Source organism: Oerskovia paurometabola, from assembly GCF_016907365.1.
Lineage (GTDB): Bacteria > Actinomycetota > Actinomycetes > Actinomycetales > Cellulomonadaceae > Oerskovia > Oerskovia paurometabola.
This window is the reverse complement of the sequence record NZ_JAFBBV010000001.1, coordinates 3,772,953-3,791,922: the sequence shown is the minus strand read 5'-3', so window position 1 is coordinate 3,791,922 and position 18,970 is coordinate 3,772,953. Positions and strand designations below refer to the sequence as shown.

The following is an 18,970-nucleotide window of genomic DNA, read 5'->3' as shown; positions in this document are numbered from 1 at the left end:
CAAGCCCGTGCCCTGATGGGAAGATGGGGACATGACGGACCACGCCTTCGACCTGGCCTCCGCACCGGACCAGGTCCCCACGGACCCCAGCGGCCCCTTCGACCCTCCGGGCGTGCAGTGGCAGGGCGTCTCGGCCCGGCTGATCACCGCGCGGCTGCTCACGGTGGGCATCTTCCTGCTCGTGCCGTTCGTGCTCGGGGCGGTGTTCGCGCTCGTGTTCAGCCTGGTCTGGTTGTGGATCGTCCCTGCCGTCGTGCTCGTGATCGGGATCTGGTGCGTCGTGGTGGTGCCGCGCCAGGTCCGGGCCATCGGCTACGCCGAGCGTGACGACGACCTGCTGATCCGCAAGGGCGTGATGTTCCGTTCGCTCGTCGTCGTGCCGTACGGCCGCATGCAGTACGTGGACGTGCAGGCGGGCCCGCTCGCCCGCAAGTTCCGCATCGCCCAGGTCCAGCTCCACACGGCGTCGCCCGCGACGGACGCGTCGATCGACGGCCTGGAGCCCGCCGAGGCCGAGCGCCTGCGCGACCGTCTCGCGTCGCGCGGAGAGGCACGGTTGGCCGGGCTATGAGCGAGAGCACCACGCAGCCCGACGCCCCACCGACAGACCTCATCTGGCACCGCGTCCACCCCGTGACCCCGGTGGTCCGGGGCTGGTCCGTCATCGCGGTCCTCCTCGTGATCGTCGGCAACCAGACCCTCGACGGCCTGCCCGCGGGGCAGAACATGCTGGCCGGGAACGGCTGGTGGCAGATCCTGGGCGGGATCGTCGTCGTCGGTCTCATCGGCCTCGGCTACTCCGCGCTCGCCTGGCGCATGACGACGTACGCGATCGACGACGAGTCGGTCCGCCTCCACACGGGGGTCCTGTTCCGTCAGCAGCGCAAGGCGCGGCTCGACCGGCTCCAGGCCGTGGACATCGTCCAGCCGCTCGTCGCCCGCCTGTTCGGGCTGGCCGAGCTCAAGCTCGAGGTCGCGGGCGGCTCGGACTCGGGCATCAAGCTGGGCTTCCTCAAGCTCGACGACGCCAACCACCTGCGTGCCGAGCTCCTGGCACGCGCGGCGGGGCTGCGCGTGGGCAGTGCCCCTGCTCGCGCGGCAGTCGCGGGTGCCGGACCTGTCGGTGCACCGGCGGGCCCGGGCGAGGCCCCCGCCGGCGAGGTGCCGGGAGACGGGGGCGCCGTCGTCGGGCAGGTCGCCCTGGACGCGCCCGAGGCACCCGAGCAGCCCGTCATGGAGGTCCCCCCGGGCCGCCTCGTCTGGTCGTTGATCCGCACGGCCGCGACGATCGTCCTGGTCCTCGCGGTGCTCGGCCTCGTCGGCGTCGCGGTCGGCACCCGCGAGATCGGCACGCTGTTCACGGCCCTGCCGCTGGTCCTGGGCGTCGGCGGCTACCTGTTCGGCCGGTTCACGCGCGAGTTCAACTTCCGCAGCGCGATCTCGCCCGACGGCATCCGGCTGCGCCACGGCCTGCTCGAGACGCGTTCGCAGACCATCCCACCGGGCCGCGTCCAGGCCATCCGGCTCACGCAGGGGCTCCTGTGGCGCAGCGCGGACTGGTGGCGCGTCGAGGTCAACGTCGCGGGCTACGGCCTGAGCGCGGACGGCACGACCAACAACAGCGTCCTGCTGCCCGTGGGGACGCGCGACGAGGCCCTGGGCGCGGTGTGGCTCGTGCTGCCGGACCTCGGCACGGACGACCCTCGCGCGCTGCTCGACGAGGCGCTGTCCGGGATCGACGCGGGGAACCACTTCACGACGGCACCGCGACGCGCCCGCATCCTCGACCCGATCGCGTGGCGCCGCAACGGCTTCACGGTCACGGGTCGTGCGCTGGTCCTGCGGCGCGGACGCCTCGTGCGCCGTGTCGAGATCGTGCCGCACGAGCGCACGCAGTCGCTCGGCGTCCAGCAGGGCCCGTGGCAGCGGCGCCTGGGCGTCGCGACGTTCGCCGCGCACTCGGTCCCCGGCCCCGTCACGCCGACCGTGCCGCACCTCGACCAGCACGTCGCGGGCGCGCTCATGGACGAGCAGGCGCGCAGGGCCCGCGAGGCCCGCGCGCACGCCGGGCCCGAGCTGTGGATGCGGCGGGACGAGGTGGCGGCCGTCGTCGAGACGATCGAGGACGACGACGCGCAGACCGCGCCGTACGTGGAGACCTCGTCCGCCGGGACGGCTGCCGACCAGAGGATCGAGGACGCACGTGAGTGACGGACGCCGGCGCCCGGGGCGCCTGGGCGTGGGCGTGGTCGGCGCGGGCCGCGTCGGCGCCGTCCTCGGCAGCGCGCTGCGCGCCACGGGCCACGCGGTCGTCGGCGCGAGCGGTATCTCCGAGGCGTCGCGCGAGCGGATCGAGACGCTCCTGCCCGGCATCCCCGTGCTCGAGGTCGAGGAGGTCGTGCGGCGTTCGGAGCTGGTCCTGCTCGCCGTGCCCGACGACGCCCTCCCGGGCCTGGTCTCGGGTCTCGCCGAGATCGGGGCGTGGCAGGGCGGGCAGATCGTCGTGCACACCTCGGGCCGCTACGGCGCGGGCGTGCTCGACCCGGCGCGCGCCCAGGGGGCGATCCCGCTCGCGATCCACCCCGCCATGACGTTCTCCGGCACGTCGCTCGACCTGTCACGCCTCGTGGGCACGACCTTCGCGGTCACCGCGCCGGGGCCCGTCCAGCCCATCGGGCAGGCGCTCGTCGTCGAGCTCGGGGGCGAACCTGTCATCGTCGAGGAAGAGGCCCGCGGGCTCTACCACGCGGCCCTCGCGCACGGCGCGAACCACCTCGTGGTGCTCGTCGCCCAGGCGGCGCAGGCCCTCGAGGCAGCGGGCGTCGAGCAGCCGGGGCGCGTGCTGGCCCCGCTGCTCTCGGCGGCGCTGGACGGGGCGACCCGGTCCGCCGACGCCGGGGACGGCGGCGGTCCCGGAGCGATCTCGGCCCTGACGGGCCCCGTGTCGCGCGGGGACGTCGGGACCGTCGCGGAGCACCTCGAGGTGCTGCAGGCCCTGGCCGTGACCTCGGCGCACGAGACCGCCCCGCGCGTCGCCGCGACCGACGTCCCCGCGTCGTACCGCGAGCTCAGCCGCGGAGCCACCAGCCGTGCCCTGGCCGCCGGGCGCATCGACGCCCGCCAGGCCCAGGAGCTGCTCGACGTCCTCGAGGAAGGTCAGTGATGTCCGTGCCCACGCCCCCCGCCGGTGCGCTCCCGCGCGTCGTGCGCACGCGCGACGCGCTGCGCGAGGCCCTGGCCGCCCCCGCCGGCGCGGCCGTCGACGCGCCTGCCGGTGCGGCGCCGTCGGGCAGCGAGCGCTCCGCCGCGGCGGGCAGCGCGGCGACCCGCGCCGTCGTCATGACCATGGGCGCGCTCCACGACGGCCACCTGCAGCTCGTGCGTGCGGCGCGCGAGCGCGTCGGCCCCACGGGGCAGGTCGTCGTGACCGTGTTCGTGAACCCCCTGCAGTTCGGGCCGGGCGAGGACCTCGACCGGTACCCGCGCGACCTCGACGCCGACCTGGCGCTCCTCGCAGGGCTCCCCGAGCCCGTGCCGGGGCGGTCGGCCGTGGACCTCGTGTTCGCCCCGTCGGTCGAGGAGATGTACCCCGGCGGCGACCCGATCGTACGCGTCACGTCCGGACGCATCGGCACCGTGCTCGAAGGTGCGTTCCGGCCCGGCCACTTCGACGGCGTCCTGACCGTCGTGCTCAAGCTCTTGCACCTCACCAGGCCCGACGTCGCGTTCTACGGCGAGAAGGACGCGCAGCAGCTCCTCGCGATCCGTCGCATGGTCGCCGACCTGGACGTCGACGTCGAGGTCGTCGGCGTCCCGATCGTGCGCGACGACGACGGGCTCGCGCTGTCCTCGCGCAACGCCTACCTCTCCGAGACCGAGCGGTCCGACGCGCTGACCCTGAGCCGCGCGCTGCGCGCCGGGGCGGCCGCCGCCGCGGCCGGACGGGGGGCCGCAGCGGCCATCGAGGTGGCCTCGGGAATGCTCAACGAGCACCCCGGCGTTGTGGTCGATTACCTCGCACTGGTCGACCCGACTACCGTGGACGACCTGGAACCGGAGTACGTGGGACCGGCGCTGCTGCTCGTGGCGGCACGCGTGGGCACCACCCGACTGATCGACAACCTGGCCGTGGACGTGGCAGACCCCGCCGCGAGCACGGCCCGCCCAGGAGGCACGCAGTGACCCAGACGGGACCGCAGGCCGGCACGCGCCGCCCCGCTTCCTTGCAACGACCCATGATGATCGGGAAGATCCACCGCGCCACCGTGACGCAGGCGGACCTCCACTACGTCGGGTCCGTGACCGTGGACGTGGACCTCCTCGAGGCCGCCGACATCATCTCCGGCCAGCAGGTCGACATCGTCGACGTCACCAACGGCTCACGCCTGACGACCTACGCGATCCCCGGCGAGCGCGGCTCGGGCAAGGTCTGCATCAACGGTGCCGCCGCGCACCTCGTGCACCCCGGCGACACCGTGATCCTCATCGCCTACGGCATGATCGCCGACCACGAGGCGCGCCACTTCCTGCCGAACGTCGTGTTCGTCGACGGGGACAACCGCATCGTCGAGGTCAGCGAGGAGCCCGGACTCGTCCCCGAAGGCTACGACCTCGAGCCGAGCGGCCTGCCCATCGCACCGTTCCAGTCCGCCACGGCCGAATGACCCAGGCCGCGGGGACGCGCGTCTCCACCGACGGGGCGCCCGCCGCGGCCCCCGGCACCGCTCCCGTCGAGGCAGGCGGCGGCTCGCGCGCGCGCCGCCGCCTGGCCCGACGCCTCGCCGCCCCGGCCCCCGGCTGGACGACCACGGTCGACGCGATCGTCGTCGGCTCCGGCATCGCCGGCCTGACAGCCGCGCTCGAGCTGCGCACCCAGGTGCCGCGCGTCCTGCTCGTGACCAAGGGCGAGCTGTCGTCCGGGTCCACGGTCTGGGCGCAGGGCGGCATCGCCGCGGCGCTCGACCCCTCCGACTCCCCGGCCGCGCACCTCGAGGACACGCTCGCCGCAGGCGGCGGGCTGTGCGACCCGGCCGCGGTCGAGGTCCTCGTGACCGAGGGACCCGAGCGGGTGCGAGAGCTCGTCTCGCGCGGCGCGAACTTCGACCTGGCCCCCGGCGGCGACATCGCCCTGACGCGCGAGGGCGGGCACCACGCCGACCGCATCGCGCACGCGGGCGGCGACGCCACGGGCGCCGAGATCTCCCGGGCGCTCGTCGCCCAGCTCGAGGCCGTCCTCGCCGACCCTGGTATCGAGGTCATCGAGAACGCGCTCGTGCTCGACGTGCTCACCACGTCCCCCGCCGAGCCCGGCGGTCCGCGGGCCTGCGGCGTGACGCTGCACGTGCGCGGCCAAGGGTCGCGAGACGGCGTCGGAGCCGTCCTCGGTCGGGCGGTCGTCCTCGCGACGGGCGGGATCGGGCAGGTCTTCCGGTCCTCGACCAACCCGCCCCAGGCCACGGGCGACGGCATGGCCGCCGCGCTGCGTGCCGGGGCGACGCTCGGGGACGTCGAGTTCGTCCAGTTCCACCCCACCGTGCTGTGGCTCGGCCTGGGCGCCAAGGGGCAGCTCCCGCTCATCTCCGAGGCGCTGCGCGGTGAGGGCGCGATCCTCCTCGACACCGACGGTCACCGCTTCATGCCCGCGGTCCACCCCATGGCCGAGCTCGCACCGCGCGACGTCGTCGCGCACGCGATCGTGCGGCAGATGGCCGCGACCGGCTCGGACCACGTGCTGCTCGACGCCCGCCACCTCGGCGCCGAGTTCCTGCGCAAGCGCTTCCCGACCATCACCCAACGGCTGCTCGACCAGGGGATCGACCTCACCGAGGAGCCGGTCCCCGTCGCGCCCGCCCAGCACTACCACTCGGGTGGCGTCGTGACCGACCTGCACGGCCGCTCGACGCTCGACGGCCTGTACGCCGTGGGGGAGGTCGCGTGCACGGGCGTGCACGGGGCGAACCGGCTCGCGTCGAACTCGCTCCTGGAGGGGCTGGTCTTCGCGTACCGGGCCGCTCAGGAGATCACGGCTCGGGTTGCTGCGGGCGAGCTCCCGCTCGGGACACCCGTCGAGCGCGACGGCGAGGCGGCCCTCGTGCCGGCTGCCGCACGGTCCCGGGTGCAGTCGGTCTCGTCGGCCGGACCGGGCGTGATCCGCAGCGGCGAAGGCCTGCGGGTCGCTGCCGACAAGCTCGCGGCGGTACGCACCGACGCGCACCGGTCCACGGACGTGGTCGCGGCCCCGCAGACCGCGGAGTGGGAGACGACCAACGTGCACCAGGTCGCCACGGTGCTCACCGAGGCCGCGCTCCTGCGCGAGGAGAGCCGCGGTGGCCACTTCCGCACGGACTTCCCCGAGGTCGAGCCCGCGTGGGCGCGGCGGATCGAGATCACGCTGGGGGCTGACGGCGAGCTGCGGGTCGTCTGAGGCGCTCGCCCCCGTCACCGTCGGCCGCCAGCACGGTCACCCTCGGCGGCGGTAGCGTGAGCGCCGTGAACTCTCCCTCTCTCATCGAGCCCGGTCTCGACCCTCGGTGGGTCGCCGACATCGTCACGCGCGCCCTCGACGAGGACCTCGGCCCCACGCCCGGTCGGGACGTGACCACCCAGGCCACCGTGGCGCCGTCGGGCACGGGGACGGCCCACCTCGTGGCACGCGCCGACGGCGTCGTGGCGGGTCTCGTCGTCGTCGAGGAGGTGACCCGGCAGGTGGCCGAGCGCTTCGGGCTGCCGCCCGTGACCGTGACGTTCACCGCGCAGGACGGTGACGCCGTGACCCGCGGGCGCGTCCTCGCGGCCCTCACGGGCCCCGTCCAGGTGCTCCTGACGGCCGAGCGCACCCTTCTCAACCTCGCGAGCCGTGCGAGCGGCGTCGCGACCGCGACGAGGGCCTGGGCACGCGAGCTCGACGGCACGGGCGCGCAGGTCCTCGACACCCGCAAGACCACCCCGGGCCTGCGCGCCCTGGAGAAGTACGCGGTCCGTGCGGGCGGCGGCACGAACAAGCGCATGGGGCTGTACGACGTGGCCATGGTCAAGGACAACCACGTCGTCGCCGCCGGGTCGGTGAGCGGCGCGATCGACGCCGTGCGCGCGATGTTCCCCGACGTCCTGATCCAGGTCGAGGCCGACACGACCGACCAGGCCCTGGAAGCCCTCGACGCGGGCGCGGACTTCCTCCTGCTCGACAACATGCCGACCCCGGTGCTGGCCGAGACGGTCCGGCTCGTGCGCGAGCGGGAGGGTGCCCCGGGCGGCCCGGCGAAGATCGAGCTCGAGGCGACGGGCAACCTGACCCTCGACCGTGCGCGGGAGGTCGCAGGGACCGGGGTGGACTACCTGTCGGTGGGGGCGCTCACGCACTCGGCGCCGATCCTCGACCTCGCGCTCGACCTGATCGGCTGAGGCGCCGGGCCGGGGGCCCGCAGCCCGGTCCGGCCCGGCCCAGGACGGGGCCGGAACCTGCCCTGCTCGGCCCCGGTAGAATCGTCGCGTGACTTCCCCCGATCCTGCTGCTGCCGCCGTGCCCGCCGCCGATGCCGCTCCCGTCGTGAACCCCGCCCCGGTCGAGGTCGACGAGACCGACGACCTTCCCGAGCAGCTCCGGGTCCGGCGCGAGAAGCGCGAGCGGCTGCTGGCGCAGGGTGAGGAGGCGTACCCGGTCTCGGTGCCTCGCACGCACACGATCGCCCAGGTCCGTGAGGCCTACGACCACCTGGAGAGCGGCCAGGAGACGGACGACGTCGTGGGCGTGGCGGGCCGTGTCGTGTACCTGCGCAACACGGGCAAGCTCTGCTTCGTGACGTTGCAGGACGGCGAGGGCAACCGCCTCCAGGTCATGCTGAGCCAGGCCGTGGTGGGCGAGGAGTCGCTCGCGGCGTTCAAGGCGGACGTGGACCTGGGGGACCACCTGTTCGCGCACGGCCGGGTCATCAGCTCGCGTCGTGGTGAGCTGAGCATCTTCGCGGACGAGTGGAAGATCGCGGCGAAGTCGCTGCGCCCGCTGCCCGTGCTGCACAAGGAGCTCTCGGAGGAGAGCCGCGTCCGTCAGCGCTACGTCGACCTGATCGCCCGCCCTGCGGCGCGCGACATGGTGCGGCTGCGCGCGGCCGTGGTGCGGTCGCTGCGCGAGAACTTCCACGAGCGTGGCTACCTCGAGGTCGAGACCCCGATGCTCCAGACCATTCATGGTGGTGCGGCGGCGCGTCCGTTCACGACGCACATGAATGCGTTCGACATGGAGCTGTACCTGCGGATCGCACCCGAGCTGTTCCTCAAGCGCGCGGTGGTCGGTGGCGTGGAGCGGGTGTTCGAGATCAACCGGAACTTCCGCAACGAGGGCGCCGACTCGACGCACTCGCCGGAATTCGCGATGCTCGAGGCGTACGAGGCCTACGGTGATTACAACACCATGGCCGAGCTGACCCAGAACCTCGTCCAGCGTGCCGCCCAGGATGCGCTGGGAACCACGACGATCGAGCTTCCGGACGGAGAGCAGTACGAGCTCGGCGGCGAATGGGCGCAGCTCAAGATGTACGACTCCTTGTCGGCGGCGCTGGGTGAGGAGATCACCCCGGAAACGTCTGTGGAACACCTGTCCAAGATCGCGGACCGCCTCGATATTTCCTACGACACGAAGCGTGCGGGGCACGGCAAGCTCGTCGAGGAGATCTGGGAGCACCAGGTGGGTGACCACCTGTATGCGCCGACATTCGTCCGCGACTTCCCGGTCGAGACCTCGCCGTTGACGCGTGACCACCGCACGGTCAAGGGGCAGGTCGAGAAGTGGGACCTCTACGTCCGAGGATTCGAGCTCGCGACTGCCTATTCCGAGCTCGTCGACCCCGTGATCCAGCGTCAGCGTTTCGAGGCCCAGGCGATCCTGGCAGCCGCGGGCGACGACGAGGCCATGCGTCTCGACGAGGACTTCCTCACAGCCATGGAGTATGCGATGCCTCCCTCCGGGGGCATGGGGATGGGCCTCGACCGCCTGCTCATGGCGCTGACGGGCCACGGGATCCGCGAGACCATCCTCTTCCCGCTGGTCAAGCCCGCGCAGTGATTCCCGCAGCGCCTCGGGGACGGGCAGCCGTCCGGGGTGCAGCGACGCGGACCGTCAGGGCCGCGTGCGGGGTGCCACCGACCGGTCGGCACCCCGCGCGCGTCCGGCGGTCGTAGACTTGCCCGCATGAGCGATTTCTGGCCGGCCGTCTATGCCTTGATCCCCTCGATCGGGGTCGGCATCCTCTTCTATTTCGCGATGCGCGCCATCATCCGCGCTGACCGCAACGAACGCCTCGCCATGGCCGAGCTGGACGCCCAGGCGGAGCAGGCGCAGGTGCGTGCGCGGGCGTCGGAGAATTCTTAGGTTCCTTACGAGTCGCCGCGACACGCGCTTTGACTTTGACGTCATTCCCTCGTAATGGCACACTTCGAGATACCAGCATCAATTCTCGAAGACGCGAGGTAGCACAGTGGCACAGAAGGTCCAGGTAATTCTCGTCGACGACGTCGACGGTGGAGTGGCGGACGAGTCCGTGACGTTCGCCCTCGACGGCGTCTCCTACGAGATCGACCTCAGCTCGGCTCACGCCCAGGAATTGCGTGACGCCTTTGCGTCATGGGTCGGTCACGCACGCAAGGTCACGCGCGGCGGCGCTCGCCCCGCAGCACGCAAGACGCGTTCTTCCGCAGCGGGTCCGTCGCGGGCGACGGAGATCCGTGAATGGGCTCGTTCGAACGGTTACACGGTCAGCGAGCGCGGCCGTATCTCTGCCGACGTCCAGCAGGCCTACGACGCGGCGCACTGATTTCTTTTCGCTGCTTCTCGCCAGGGGCGTCCTGACCGGTTCTCCGCACCCCGGAGGGCTGGTCTGGACGCCCCTGACGTATGCCCGGTGCTACTAGGCTCTGGTCATGACTTCTACCTCGTCGCCCGGGGCCGCAGGTGCGGACTCGCGGACCCTCTGGCTCGGCACGTACCCCGACGGCGCGGAGCCCGGGAGCGGTGAGGGGATCTGGCGGCTGTCGGTCGACGGGTCGACGGGTGAGCTCGGGGAGCCGGTGCTCGCGGCCGTGACGCCGTCGCCCTCGTTCGTCGCGCTCGCCCCGGGCGGCACGCGCCTGTATGCGGTGTCGGAGACCGAGCCGGGTGCGGTCAGCGGCTTCGAGATCGCACCGGACGGGGCCCTCGCGCCGTCGGGCACGGTCCCGAGCGGGGGCACGTTCCCGTGCCACCTGGTCGCGACGGACGACGCCGTGCAGGTCGCGAACTACGGCGACGGCACGTTCGCGGTCCTCCCGCTCGACGCGTCGGGCGCGCTGACAACCCCGCTGCGCCTGGGGCACCGGGGGACCGGGCCGGACACCGAGCGTCAGGAGGGGCCGCACGCCCACTTCGTGGCGGAGGTCGCGGGGGAGGCGGTCGTGGTGGACCTGGGTACGGACGAGCTGCGTGCGTACCCGCGTTCTGTCGCCGAGCTTCGCTCCCTCGCCGAGGGGCCCGACGGCGCAGGTCCGGCCCGGGTCGCCGCCACCTTCCCGGGTGGGGCAGGGCCGCGGCACCTCGCGGTCCTCGACGGCGAGCACGGCGCACCCGCCGCACTCTTCGTGGCGACCGAGCTCGACGCGCGCGTCTACGTCCTGGTCCCGGCGGGCGACGGTGCCTTCGAGGTGGCCTCGTCGGTCGAGGCCACGGCCGCCCCGCTTCCCGAGGGCGGTCGCAACTACCCGTCGCACGTCGCGCTGAGCGCGGACGGTACGCGCCTGTTCGTCGCGATCCGTGGTGCGGGCGTTCTGTCGACGTTCGCGGTCACCCGTGCGGTCTCGGGGCCCGACGACGCCGCTCCCGTCCTCGAGCACCTCGCCGACACCCCGCTCGGCGGTGCGTGGCCGCGTCACTTCGCGGTGCTGGCGCCTGCGGGCGAAGGCACCCCCGACGCCGACCTGGTCGTGGTGGCGAACCAGAACTCGTCGAACCTCACGGTCCTGCGGATCGACCGAGCCGACGGTGCGGGCACGCTCGTCGACGAGCTCGCGATCCCCGTCCCGGCCTGTGTCGTGGAGGCCTGAGCGCCGTGAAGGACTCGCCGCGCATCGCGATGCTCTCGGTGCACACCTCCCCGCTCGACCAGCCCGGCACGGGCGACGCGGGCGGCATGAACGTGTACATCACCGAGCTGTCGCGGGCGCTCGCGCGGCGCGGGGCGAAGGTCGAGATCTTCACGCGCGCGACGTCGTCGGCCCAGCCTCCCGTGGTCGAGGCCGAGGACGGCGTCCTGGTGCGCCACGTCGTCGCCGGTCCGTTCGAAGGGCTCGACAAGAACGACCTGCCCGGCCAGCTCTGCGCCTTCACAGCCGGGGTCCTGCGGGCCGAGGCACGGCGGGACGCGGGCTGGTACGACGTGGTGCACACGCACTACTGGTTGTCCGGCCAGGCGGGCTGGCTCGCGGCCGACCGGTGGGACGTGCCGCTCGTGAACTCGATGCACACCATGGCCCGCGTGAAGAACGCGGCACTCGCCCCGGGGGACGCCCCGGAGCCGCTCGGGCGGATCATCGGCGAGGAGCAGGTCGTCGCGGAGGCCGACGCGCTCGTGGCGAGCACGCCCGAGGAGTTCAAGGACCTCGTCGAGGAGTACGGGGCGGACCCCGCGAAGGTGCACGTCGTGCCGCCGGGTGTCGACCTGGAGCTGTTCTCGCCGCCCGCCCCGGGTGAGACCAAGGAGTCGCTGCGGGCTGCGCTCGGGCTGCCCACGAGCGGTCGGCTCGTGCTGTTCGCGGGGCGGGTCCAGCCGCTCAAGGCGCCTGACGTGCTGGTCCGGGCGCTGGGCGTCCTCGCGGACCACGACGAGCCGCTGCCGACGCTCGTGGTCCTCGGCGGTCCGAGCGGGCGCATGACGGCCGTGCGCGAGCTCGAGGCGCTGGCCTACCAGATGGGGGTCTCCGACCAGGTGATCGTGCGGCCTCCGGTGCCGCGCGACGAGCTCGTGCGCTACTACCGCGCGGCGGACCTCGTCGCGGTGCCGTCGCACAACGAGTCGTTCGGGCTGGTCGCGGCCGAGGCGCAGGCGTCCGGTACGCCCGTGGTCGCGGCGGCCGTGGGCGGCCTGCGGACGGTCGTCGAGGACGGCGTCTCCGGGATCCTGGTCCCCGACCACAACCCGTGGACCTGGTCGCGGACGCTGAGCGACCTCCTCGCCGACGACGCGCGCCGCGCGGCGCTGGCCTCGGGTGCCCGGCGGGTGAGCGAGCGCTACGGCTGGGACGCGACGGCAGAGGCCATGCTCGCGGTGTACGAGCAGGCGGCCGAGGTGCGGGCGCGCAGGCCGCGCTGAGCAGGGCGACGGTGCTGGGCCCGGCCCCGGCCTGGTCGGCCTGCGGTCAGTCCCGCCGCTCCAGCACGAACACCGGGATCTCGCGGTCGGTGCGTTCCTGGTAGCTCGCGTAGTCGGGGTAGGCCGCGACGGCGCGCTCCCACCACAGGGCCTTCTCCTCGCCCGTGACCTCGCGGGCCGTGTAGTCGTGGCGCTCGGGCCCGTCCTGGAGCTCGACGTGCGGGTTCGCGACGATGTTGTGGTACCAGACGGGGTGCTGCGGGGCCCCTCCGAGCGAGGCGACCACGGCGTACGCGCCGTCGTGCTCGACGCGCATGAGGGGTGTCTTGCGGATCTTGCCGCTCTTCGCGCCGAGGGTCCACAGGATCACGACGGGCATGCCGCGCAGGGTGGTGCCCTTCGTCCCTCCTGACGACTCGTACAGCTCGGCCTGCTTGCGTGCCCAGTCGCTCGTGCTGGGTGCGTACTCTCCGGTGATCGGCATACCTGGTGCAACGCGTGGCGCGCGTCACCATTCCCGGGCCGCGTGCCGACGAGAGATTCCCGTTCCGTAGATGTTCGGTGACCATTTCCCGGGACAGCGCGGTCGCCGGGTCCCTCGTGCGGCAGGATGGTCACCATGACCTACACCCTCGTGCTGCTCCGCCACGGCGAGAGCGAATGGAATGCCAAGAACCTGTTCACCGGCTGGGTGGACGTCGCACTCTCGGAGAAGGGCGTCGAGGAGGCGAAGCGCGGCGGGAGCCTGCTGACGGACGCGGGCGTGCTCCCGGACGTCGTGCACACGTCGCTGCTGCGTCGCGCGATCACCACGGCGAACCTCGCCCTGGACTCCGCGGACCGTCACTGGATCCCCGTGAAGCGCTCGTGGCGTCTCAACGAGCGCCACTACGGTGCGCTCCAGGGCAAGGACAAGAAGCAGACGCTCGCCGAGTTCGGCGAGGAGCAGTTCATGCTGTGGCGTCGTTCGTACGACGTGCCGCCGCCCGCGATCGAGCTGGGCTCGGAGTTCTCGCAGGACACGGACCCGCGCTACGCGGACGCCCCGGTCGTGCAGACCGAGTGCCTCAAGGACGTGCTCGAGCGCGCTCTTCCCTACTGGGAGGGTGAGGTCGTCCCCGACCTCAAGGCCGGCAAGACGGTCCTCGTCGCGGCGCACGGCAACTCGCTGCGCGCGATCATCAAGCACCTCGACGGCATCTCGGACGAGGACATCGCGGGCCTGAACGTGCCCACGGGCATCCCGCTCGTCTACGAGCTGGACGAGAACCTGGTCCCCGTCGTCAAGGGCGGCAAGTACCTCGACCCGGCTGCTGCGGCGGACGCGATCGCCGCGGTCGCGAACCAGGGTCGCTGATCGTCTCGTCGCTCTGACGCGAACGCCCGACGGCGCCGCTCCCCTCGCGAGGGGAGCGGCGCCGTCGGGCGTTGGTGGAGCGGGAGGGCTCGCGGGACGGCTACGCGCGCATGGCCTGGCCGCGACCGTCCACGAAGTCACCCGTGACGAGGAACGTCACGCGCTTGGCGATCGAGACCCCGTGGTCGCCGAACCGCTCGTAGTAGCGACCCACGAGGGTCACGTCGATCGTCTCCTGGGCGGTGCCGGTCCAGTCCGGTCCCAGGAGCGCGGCGAACGTGTCCTGGTGGAGGTGGTCCAGCAGGTCGTCGTCGCGCTCGACGTTGGCCGCGACCGTCAGGTCCCGCGTCGTGAGCAGCGTCGTGGTGCGGCGCGCGACCCGGGTCGCGGCGTCGTGCATCTGGGAGAACGTCCCCTCCAGCAGGGGGTGGATCGCGTGCGCCGGGTAGCGGCCCCGTGCGACCTGGGCGACGTGCCGGGCGAGGTCGCCCATGCGTTCCAGGGTCGCGCTCATGCGCAGGGCGCTCACGACGACGCGCAGGTCCGTCGCGACGGGCTGCTGCTGCGCGAGCAGCAGCACGCACCGCTCGTCGAGCTCACGCTCCAGGGCGTCGATCGCGTGGTCCGACGCGATGACGGACTGCGCGAGCTGGAGGTCCGCGGTGAGCAGCGCCGTCCCGGCTCGACTGATGGCCGATTCGACCAGCCGACTCATCTCGGCGAGGTCGTCGCCGACCTGCTTGAGCTCGGCCTCGAAGATTTCCCGCATCGCTTCCCTTTCCTGGTGACCAGCAGAGTCCACCATGACAGGCGCGGTGAACGGGAAGGTGAACGGCCAGGTGAACGGCTGGACGACGCCGCGTGAACTCTTGGACACGCGTCGTGCGAACCGCCCCGCGTGGTCGGGCGGCCTCATGGGTCGACCGTACGCTGGTGAGGTGGAAGGAATCCAGGAGGGCGTCGGGTTGCTCGTCGCAGGGGTCATCGGGCTCCTCGTCGGCGTCTTCGCGACGCTCGCGTTCCGGTTCAGCGAGCGGACCCTGCGGCGCATGCCGGACGAGGAGGCGCCCGAGCTCGACGAGGGGCTGGTCCGTGTCCTCGCGGTGCTGCGCTCCGCGGCCGTGGTGCTCGACGCCGAGGGCGAGGTCGTGCGGGCGAGCCCGCCGGCGTACGCGCTGGGCGTGGTCCGCGGTGACGCGATCGTGCACACCCCGATCCTCGACATGATCGAGGAGGTCCAGCGCGACGGCGTGATCCGCGACGAGGAGCTCGAGCTCCCGCGCGGACCGGTCGGGCGGGGCATGGTCATGCTGCAGGTCCGGGTCGCCCAGGTCGGCCCCCACCACATCCTGGTCCTCGCCGAGGACCGGACCGAGGCGCGTCGCGTCGACGCGATCCGCCGCGACTTCGTGGTCAACGTGTCCCATGAGCTCAAGACACCCGTGGGCGCGCTCGCCCTGCTGGCCGAGACGGTGCAGGACGCCGCGGACGACCCGGTCGCGGTCCGCCGCTTCACGGGCCGCATGCAGCAGGAGGCCACGCGCCTGTCCGCCCTGGTCCAGGAGATCATCGAGCTCTCGCGGCTGCAGGTGGCCGGAGCCCTCCAGGCCGTCACGACCGTGCCGGTGCGCGGTGTCGTGGAGGAAGCGGTCGACCGGGCACGCACCACCGCTCAGGGCAAGGGCATCGTGCTGACCGTCGGCGGCGACCTCGACGCCGTGGTCTACGGGGACCACGCGCTGCTCGTGACCGCGGTGCGCAACCTGCTCGACAACGCGGTCGCCTACTCGGGCGACAACACCCGTGTCGGGGTCGGCGTGAGCGTGGTCGGCGACCTCGTCGAGATCGCGGTCGTGGACCAGGGCATCGGCATCTCCGAGGGGCAGCAGCAGCGTGTGTTCGAGCGCTTCTACCGCGTGGACCCCGCGCGCTCGCGCGACACGGGCGGGACGGGCCTCGGGCTCAGCATCGTCAAGCACATCGCGGCCGACCACGGCGGCGAGGTGACCATGTGGTCCGAGCCGGGTCGGGGCTCGACGTTCACGCTGCGCATCCCGGCGGCGAACCTGACCGCCGAGGGGTTCGAGAGCAGCGCGGACCCCTCAGGCGACGGCGCGGCCGAGTCCTCCGACGCCTCCGACCCCTCCGAACCTTCCGACGTGGCCGCGACGACCACCTCGGGCGACTCAAGCGACTCGGGCGACTCGGGCGACGACCAGGCCGCCCAGGCCGCACTGCTCGACCCGGGCGCCGCAGCCGACGCAGCCGACGCCCCCACCGATCCCCCGCAGTCCGGCCGGACGCCCACCCGGGCGCAGGCCTCCCAGACAGCTCCCCATCAGGGCACGTCCCCCAGAACCAAGGAGGTGGGTGCGTGACGCGCATCCTGGTCGTCGAGGACGAGGAGTCGTACCGCGACCCTCTGACCTATCAGCTGGCCCGCGAGGGCTTCGACGTCGTCGAGGCGGCGACGGGGCCCGAGGCCCTGGCCGCGTACGACGCCGGGGGAGCGGACCTGGTGCTCCTCGACCTCATGCTCCCGGGCCTGAGCGGCACGGAGGTGTGCCGGGAGCTGCGACAGCGCGGCAACGTGCCCGTCATCATGCTCACGGCCAAGGACTCGGAGATCGACAAGGTCGTGGGCCTCGAGCTCGGGGCCGACGACTACGTGACCAAGCCCTACTCGTTCCGCGAGCTCCTCGCGCGGGTGCGTGCGGTGCTGCGGCGCCAGGGCGGCGCCGAGTCCCCTGCCGAACCCGAGGTCGACGGGGCGCTCGAGGTCGGGCCCGTGCGGATGGACGTCGACCGGCACGTCGTCACGGTGCACGGCGAGCTCGTGTCGTTCCCGCTCAAGGAGTTCGAGCTGCTCGAGCTCCTGCTGCGCAACGCCGGACGCGTGCTCACGCGTGGACAGCTCATCGACCGGGTCTGGGGCGCCGACTACGTGGGCGACACCAAGACGCTCGACGTGCACGTCAAGCGCATCCGCTCCAAGATCGAGCCCGACCCCGCGACCCCGCGGTACCTGCTCACGGTCCGCGGCCTGGGCTACAAGGTGGCCGACGGCGCCGCGTAGGCCGGGTGCGCGGGGTCGCCCCAGGGGGCGCCCCCGCGCCGCGTGCTCGGCCGGCCCGTGACCGCGTGCGGCGCGCGCCCTCGTCAGGCGGGCGGCTGCCCGCCGGGCGGTGCGTCCTCGTCCGCGCGGCGCCGGGGCCGTCCGATGAGCGCGGCTCGCCGCTCGGCAGGCGACCTCTGAGGCTTTGCGGGCTTGGGCGGCTTGCGCCCGTCGCTGCCGTACAGCTCGTCCCACTGCTCGGAGATGGACTCGGTGACGCGGCGCGTGACGTGCTGGGTGAGGGCCAGCCGGGCCTGTGCCCGTTCGGCGCGCAGGATCGCGCTGTGCTCCTCGCGCAGCGCGATCACGGTGGACAGAGCCATCCCGATCATGACGACCGAGAACGGCAGGGCGATGAGGATCGCAGCCGTCTGCAGCGCGGTGAGCCCACCCGAGATCAGGAGGGCGATCGCGAGGAGGCCGGACAGGACGGCCCACAGGATGCGGTTCCAGACCGCGGGGTGCGGGTCGCCACCCGAGGTCAGCATCCCCACGACGAACGAGCCCGAGTCGGCGGACGTCACGAAGAACACCCCGATGAGCACGATCGCGAGCACCGTGAGGACCGGGCCTCCCGGCAGGTCGCCCAGGAGCTGGAAGAGCACGGTGTCGGTGTCGACGCTCCCGTCGGCGCCTATGAGCCCGCCGTCGCCGAAGATCTGCCGGTACAGCGCGGAGCCGCCGAAGACCGAGAACCACAGGAACGTCACGAGCGTGGGGACCAGGAGCGTACCCATCACGAACTCGCGGATGGTGCGGCCCCGGGAGATGCGTGCGATGAAGACGCCCACGAACGGCGCCCAGGAGATCCACCAGCCCCAGTAGAAGATGGTCCACGACGACTGCCACTCGAGTCCCGCGTCGCCCTGGAAGGCCGTGGTGTCGAACGTGAGGCGGATGACGTTCTGCAGGTAGTACCCCATGGACTGCACGTAGTCGCGCAGGAGGAACAGGGTGGGTCCGACGACGAGCACGGTGAGGGCGAGGACGCCCGCGAGGACCATGTTCCCGTTGGAGAGCCACTTCATGCCGCGCCCCAGGCCCGAGGCGACCGAGAGGGTCGCGACGGCCGTGATCCCGATGATGAGCCCGATCTGGAGTCCGAGGCCCGGCTCGGCGACGTCCAGGAAGCCGAGCCCGGCCCCGATCTGCAGCACACCGAAGCCCAGCGAGGTCGCGACGCCGAACACGGTGCCGAGCACCGCGACCACGTCGACCACGTCGCCCAGGCGGCCCTTGACCCGGTCGCCGAGCAGGGGTTCGAGAGCCCACCGGATCGAGACGGGCCGCCCCTTGCGGTGGATCGCGTAGGCGAGAGCGAGGCCCGCGACGACGTAGATCGCCCAGGCGTGCACGCCCCAGTGGAGGTAGCTCTGCCCCATCGCGGCCTGCGCGAGCGCCGCCGGGTCGCCCGTGACGCCGGGCTTGGGCGACGCGAAGTGCGTCAGCGGCTCGGCCGCTCCCCAGTACACGAGCCCGATCCCCATGCCGGTCGCGAACAGCATCGCGAACCACACGGGCAGCCGGAACAGGGGGGTCTCGTCGTCCTTGCCGAGCACGATGTCGCCGAACCGGCTCAGCCCCATCCACAGCGCGAAGATGACGAACCCGGCCACGATCAGCACGTAGTACCAGCCGAACGCTCCGATGACGTCGGCCTGGAGCGTGCTCAGGACAGCGGTGGTCCCGTCGGTGAAGACCATCGCGAGGAGCACGAACAGCAGGATGAGCCCCGCGGCGGGGTAGAAGACACGGGGGTACATGCGTCCGGGCGGGGCAGGCAGGGCCGCCGTGCCCGACGCCGTCGCGTCCTCGGGCGGGGGAACGGTGCCGTCGGCGGCCCCGGCCTGGTCTGCGACCGGGGTCGCCGCCCGTTCCTCCGGCTCGCCCTCGGCCGGGTACGGACGGCTCGTGCCGTCGTCTGTCACAGGGGGTCCTCCTGACGTCCGTCGTGGTGCGGTCGTCGATCGACCTCGGATCACCGGGCCGTGGGTGACGGCAGGGTGACCTGTTCTCACCAGACTTCCCGACCCGTCCGGGCTGGGCAACCGGTGGGGCCCGTGGTGAGCGTGTTCTCGCTCACCGGGCCCTCGTAGGGCGCGCCGGCCCGGCTCTGTCCACAGGCCGCAAGAGTCTGTGCACTGTTCATCCGTCGTTCACCCGGAG

General features: G+C 72.6%; 18 protein-coding genes. 15 read left to right on the top strand and 3 right to left on the bottom strand.

Annotated elements, in window-relative coordinates; translation table 11 throughout:
- Window positions 1-31 precede the first annotated feature (31 nt).
- From JOD48_RS16890 to mshA, 12 genes are all read left to right on the top strand, one after another.
- Window positions 32-571 carry a PH domain-containing protein gene (locus tag JOD48_RS16890; RefSeq protein ID WP_191789570.1) on the top strand — a complete coding sequence of 180 codons (540 nt, stop codon included), beginning with the start codon at window positions 32-34 and terminating at the stop codon, window positions 569-571.
- Window positions 568-2,211 carry a PH domain-containing protein gene (locus JOD48_RS16885; RefSeq protein WP_204809865.1) on the top strand — a complete coding sequence of 548 codons (1,644 nt, stop codon included), beginning with the start codon at window positions 568-570 and terminating at the stop codon, window positions 2,209-2,211. The genes JOD48_RS16890 and JOD48_RS16885 overlap by 4 nt, the downstream gene beginning before the upstream one ends.
- Window positions 2,204-3,163, top strand: a complete 960-nt coding sequence (locus tag JOD48_RS16880) for a Rossmann-like and DUF2520 domain-containing protein (RefSeq protein WP_191789568.1) — start codon at window positions 2,204-2,206, stop codon at window positions 3,161-3,163. Before JOD48_RS16885 ends, JOD48_RS16880 begins: the two co-directional genes overlap by 8 nt.
- A complete protein-coding gene (gene panC / locus JOD48_RS16875; protein ID WP_204809864.1) occupies window positions 3,163-4,182 on the top strand; it encodes a pantoate--beta-alanine ligase in 1,020 nt (339 codons plus the stop codon). The genes JOD48_RS16880 and panC overlap by 1 nt, the downstream gene beginning before the upstream one ends.
- Before the next feature lie 53 nt (window positions 4,183-4,235).
- Window positions 4,236-4,664 carry an aspartate 1-decarboxylase gene (gene panD / locus JOD48_RS16870; protein ID WP_239526437.1) on the top strand — a complete coding sequence of 143 codons (429 nt, stop codon included), beginning with the start codon at window positions 4,236-4,238 and terminating at the stop codon, window positions 4,662-4,664.
- Window positions 4,661-6,424 (top strand): L-aspartate oxidase, encoded by a 1,764-nt coding sequence (locus tag JOD48_RS16865; protein WP_204809863.1) that lies wholly within the window; start codon window positions 4,661-4,663, stop codon window positions 6,422-6,424. The genes panD and JOD48_RS16865 overlap by 4 nt, the downstream gene beginning before the upstream one ends.
- A 56-nt stretch (window positions 6,425-6,480) precedes the next feature.
- The gene (gene nadC, locus JOD48_RS16860; RefSeq protein ID WP_372440770.1) at window positions 6,481-7,401 is read left to right on the top strand and encodes a carboxylating nicotinate-nucleotide diphosphorylase; all 921 of its coding nucleotides are present in this window, start codon (window positions 6,481-6,483) and stop codon (window positions 7,399-7,401) included.
- Between the two features lie 145 nt (window positions 7,402-7,546).
- Window positions 7,547-9,058 carry a lysine--tRNA ligase gene (lysS, locus tag JOD48_RS16855; protein ID WP_191789748.1) on the top strand — a complete coding sequence of 504 codons (1,512 nt, stop codon included), beginning with the start codon at window positions 7,547-7,549 and terminating at the stop codon, window positions 9,056-9,058.
- Window positions 9,059-9,184: 126 nt separating this feature from the next.
- The gene (locus JOD48_RS16850; RefSeq protein WP_191789565.1) at window positions 9,185-9,364 is read left to right on the top strand and encodes a hypothetical protein; all 180 of its coding nucleotides are present in this window, start codon (window positions 9,185-9,187) and stop codon (window positions 9,362-9,364) included.
- Window positions 9,365-9,470: 106 nt separating this feature from the next.
- Complete coding sequence (locus JOD48_RS16845; protein ID WP_191789564.1) at window positions 9,471-9,806, top strand: histone-like nucleoid-structuring protein Lsr2; 336 nt, start codon at window positions 9,471-9,473, stop codon at window positions 9,804-9,806.
- A gap of 106 nt (window positions 9,807-9,912) precedes the next feature.
- Entirely contained in the window at window positions 9,913-11,067 is a 1,155-nt protein-coding gene (locus tag JOD48_RS16840) for a lactonase family protein (RefSeq protein ID WP_204809862.1), read from the top strand.
- A 29-nt stretch (window positions 11,068-11,096) separates the two neighbouring features.
- Window positions 11,097-12,332, top strand: a complete 1,236-nt coding sequence (mshA, locus tag JOD48_RS16835) for a D-inositol-3-phosphate glycosyltransferase (RefSeq protein ID WP_204810656.1) — start codon at window positions 11,097-11,099, stop codon at window positions 12,330-12,332.
- A gap of 46 nt (window positions 12,333-12,378) precedes the next feature.
- On the opposite strand, the gene JOD48_RS16830 is transcribed toward mshA, so the two are convergent.
- The gene (locus JOD48_RS16830; RefSeq protein WP_191789562.1) at window positions 12,379-12,816 is read right to left on the bottom strand and encodes a nitroreductase family deazaflavin-dependent oxidoreductase; all 438 of its coding nucleotides are present in this window, start codon (window positions 12,814-12,816) and stop codon (window positions 12,379-12,381) included.
- Window positions 12,817-12,951: 135 nt separating this feature from the next.
- Here JOD48_RS16830 and JOD48_RS16825 point away from each other — a divergent pair, with 135 nt between their 5' ends.
- The gene (locus tag JOD48_RS16825) at window positions 12,952-13,689 is read left to right on the top strand and encodes a phosphoglyceromutase (RefSeq protein ID WP_030144068.1); all 738 of its coding nucleotides are present in this window, start codon (window positions 12,952-12,954) and stop codon (window positions 13,687-13,689) included.
- Between the two features lie 100 nt (window positions 13,690-13,789).
- Here JOD48_RS16825 and phoU read toward each other — a convergent pair whose 3' ends face one another.
- Entirely contained in the window at window positions 13,790-14,458 is a 669-nt protein-coding gene (gene phoU / locus JOD48_RS16820) for a phosphate signaling complex protein PhoU (RefSeq protein ID WP_191789746.1), read from the bottom strand.
- Window positions 14,459-14,627: 169 nt separating this feature from the next.
- On the opposite strand from phoU, the gene JOD48_RS16815 reads away from it, so the two are divergent.
- Window positions 14,628-16,067 carry a sensor histidine kinase gene (locus JOD48_RS16815; protein ID WP_204809861.1) on the top strand — a complete coding sequence of 480 codons (1,440 nt, stop codon included), beginning with the start codon at window positions 14,628-14,630 and terminating at the stop codon, window positions 16,065-16,067.
- Entirely contained in the window at window positions 16,064-16,765 is a 702-nt protein-coding gene (locus JOD48_RS16810; protein WP_191789560.1) for a response regulator transcription factor, read from the top strand. Before JOD48_RS16815 ends, JOD48_RS16810 begins: the two co-directional genes overlap by 4 nt.
- A gap of 83 nt (window positions 16,766-16,848) precedes the next feature.
- Here JOD48_RS16810 and JOD48_RS16805 read toward each other — a convergent pair whose 3' ends face one another.
- Window positions 16,849-18,732, bottom strand: a complete 1,884-nt coding sequence (locus JOD48_RS16805; RefSeq protein ID WP_307824218.1) for a BCCT family transporter — start codon at window positions 18,730-18,732, stop codon at window positions 16,849-16,851.
- Window positions 18,733-18,970 lie beyond the last annotated feature (238 nt).

Bases quoted from the DNA above. Each gene is read 5' to 3' on its own strand.
- JOD48_RS16830 (WP_191789562.1), bottom strand. From the start codon at position 12,816: ATGCCGATCACCGGAGAGTACGCACCCAGCACGAGCGACTGGGCACGC.
- JOD48_RS16865 (WP_204809863.1), top strand. From the start codon at position 4,661: ATGACCCAGGCCGCGGGGACGCGCGTCTCCACCGACGGGGCGCCCGCC.
- JOD48_RS16840 (WP_204809862.1), top strand. From the start codon at position 9,913: ATGACTTCTACCTCGTCGCCCGGGGCCGCAGGTGCGGACTCGCGGACC.
- JOD48_RS16885 (WP_204809865.1), top strand. From the start codon at position 568: ATGAGCGAGAGCACCACGCAGCCCGACGCCCCACCGACAGACCTCATC.
- phoU (WP_191789746.1), bottom strand. From the start codon at position 14,458: ATGCGGGAAATCTTCGAGGCCGAGCTCAAGCAGGTCGGCGACGACCTC.
- JOD48_RS16890 (WP_191789570.1), top strand. From the start codon at position 32: ATGACGGACCACGCCTTCGACCTGGCCTCCGCACCGGACCAGGTCCCC.
- panD (WP_239526437.1), top strand. From the start codon at position 4,236: ATGATGATCGGGAAGATCCACCGCGCCACCGTGACGCAGGCGGACCTC.
- panC (WP_204809864.1), top strand. From the start codon at position 3,163: ATGTCCGTGCCCACGCCCCCCGCCGGTGCGCTCCCGCGCGTCGTGCGC.
- JOD48_RS16850 (WP_191789565.1), top strand. From the start codon at position 9,185: ATGAGCGATTTCTGGCCGGCCGTCTATGCCTTGATCCCCTCGATCGGG.
- JOD48_RS16825 (WP_030144068.1), top strand. From the start codon at position 12,952: ATGACCTACACCCTCGTGCTGCTCCGCCACGGCGAGAGCGAATGGAAT.
- mshA (WP_204810656.1), top strand. From the start codon at position 11,097: ATGCTCTCGGTGCACACCTCCCCGCTCGACCAGCCCGGCACGGGCGAC.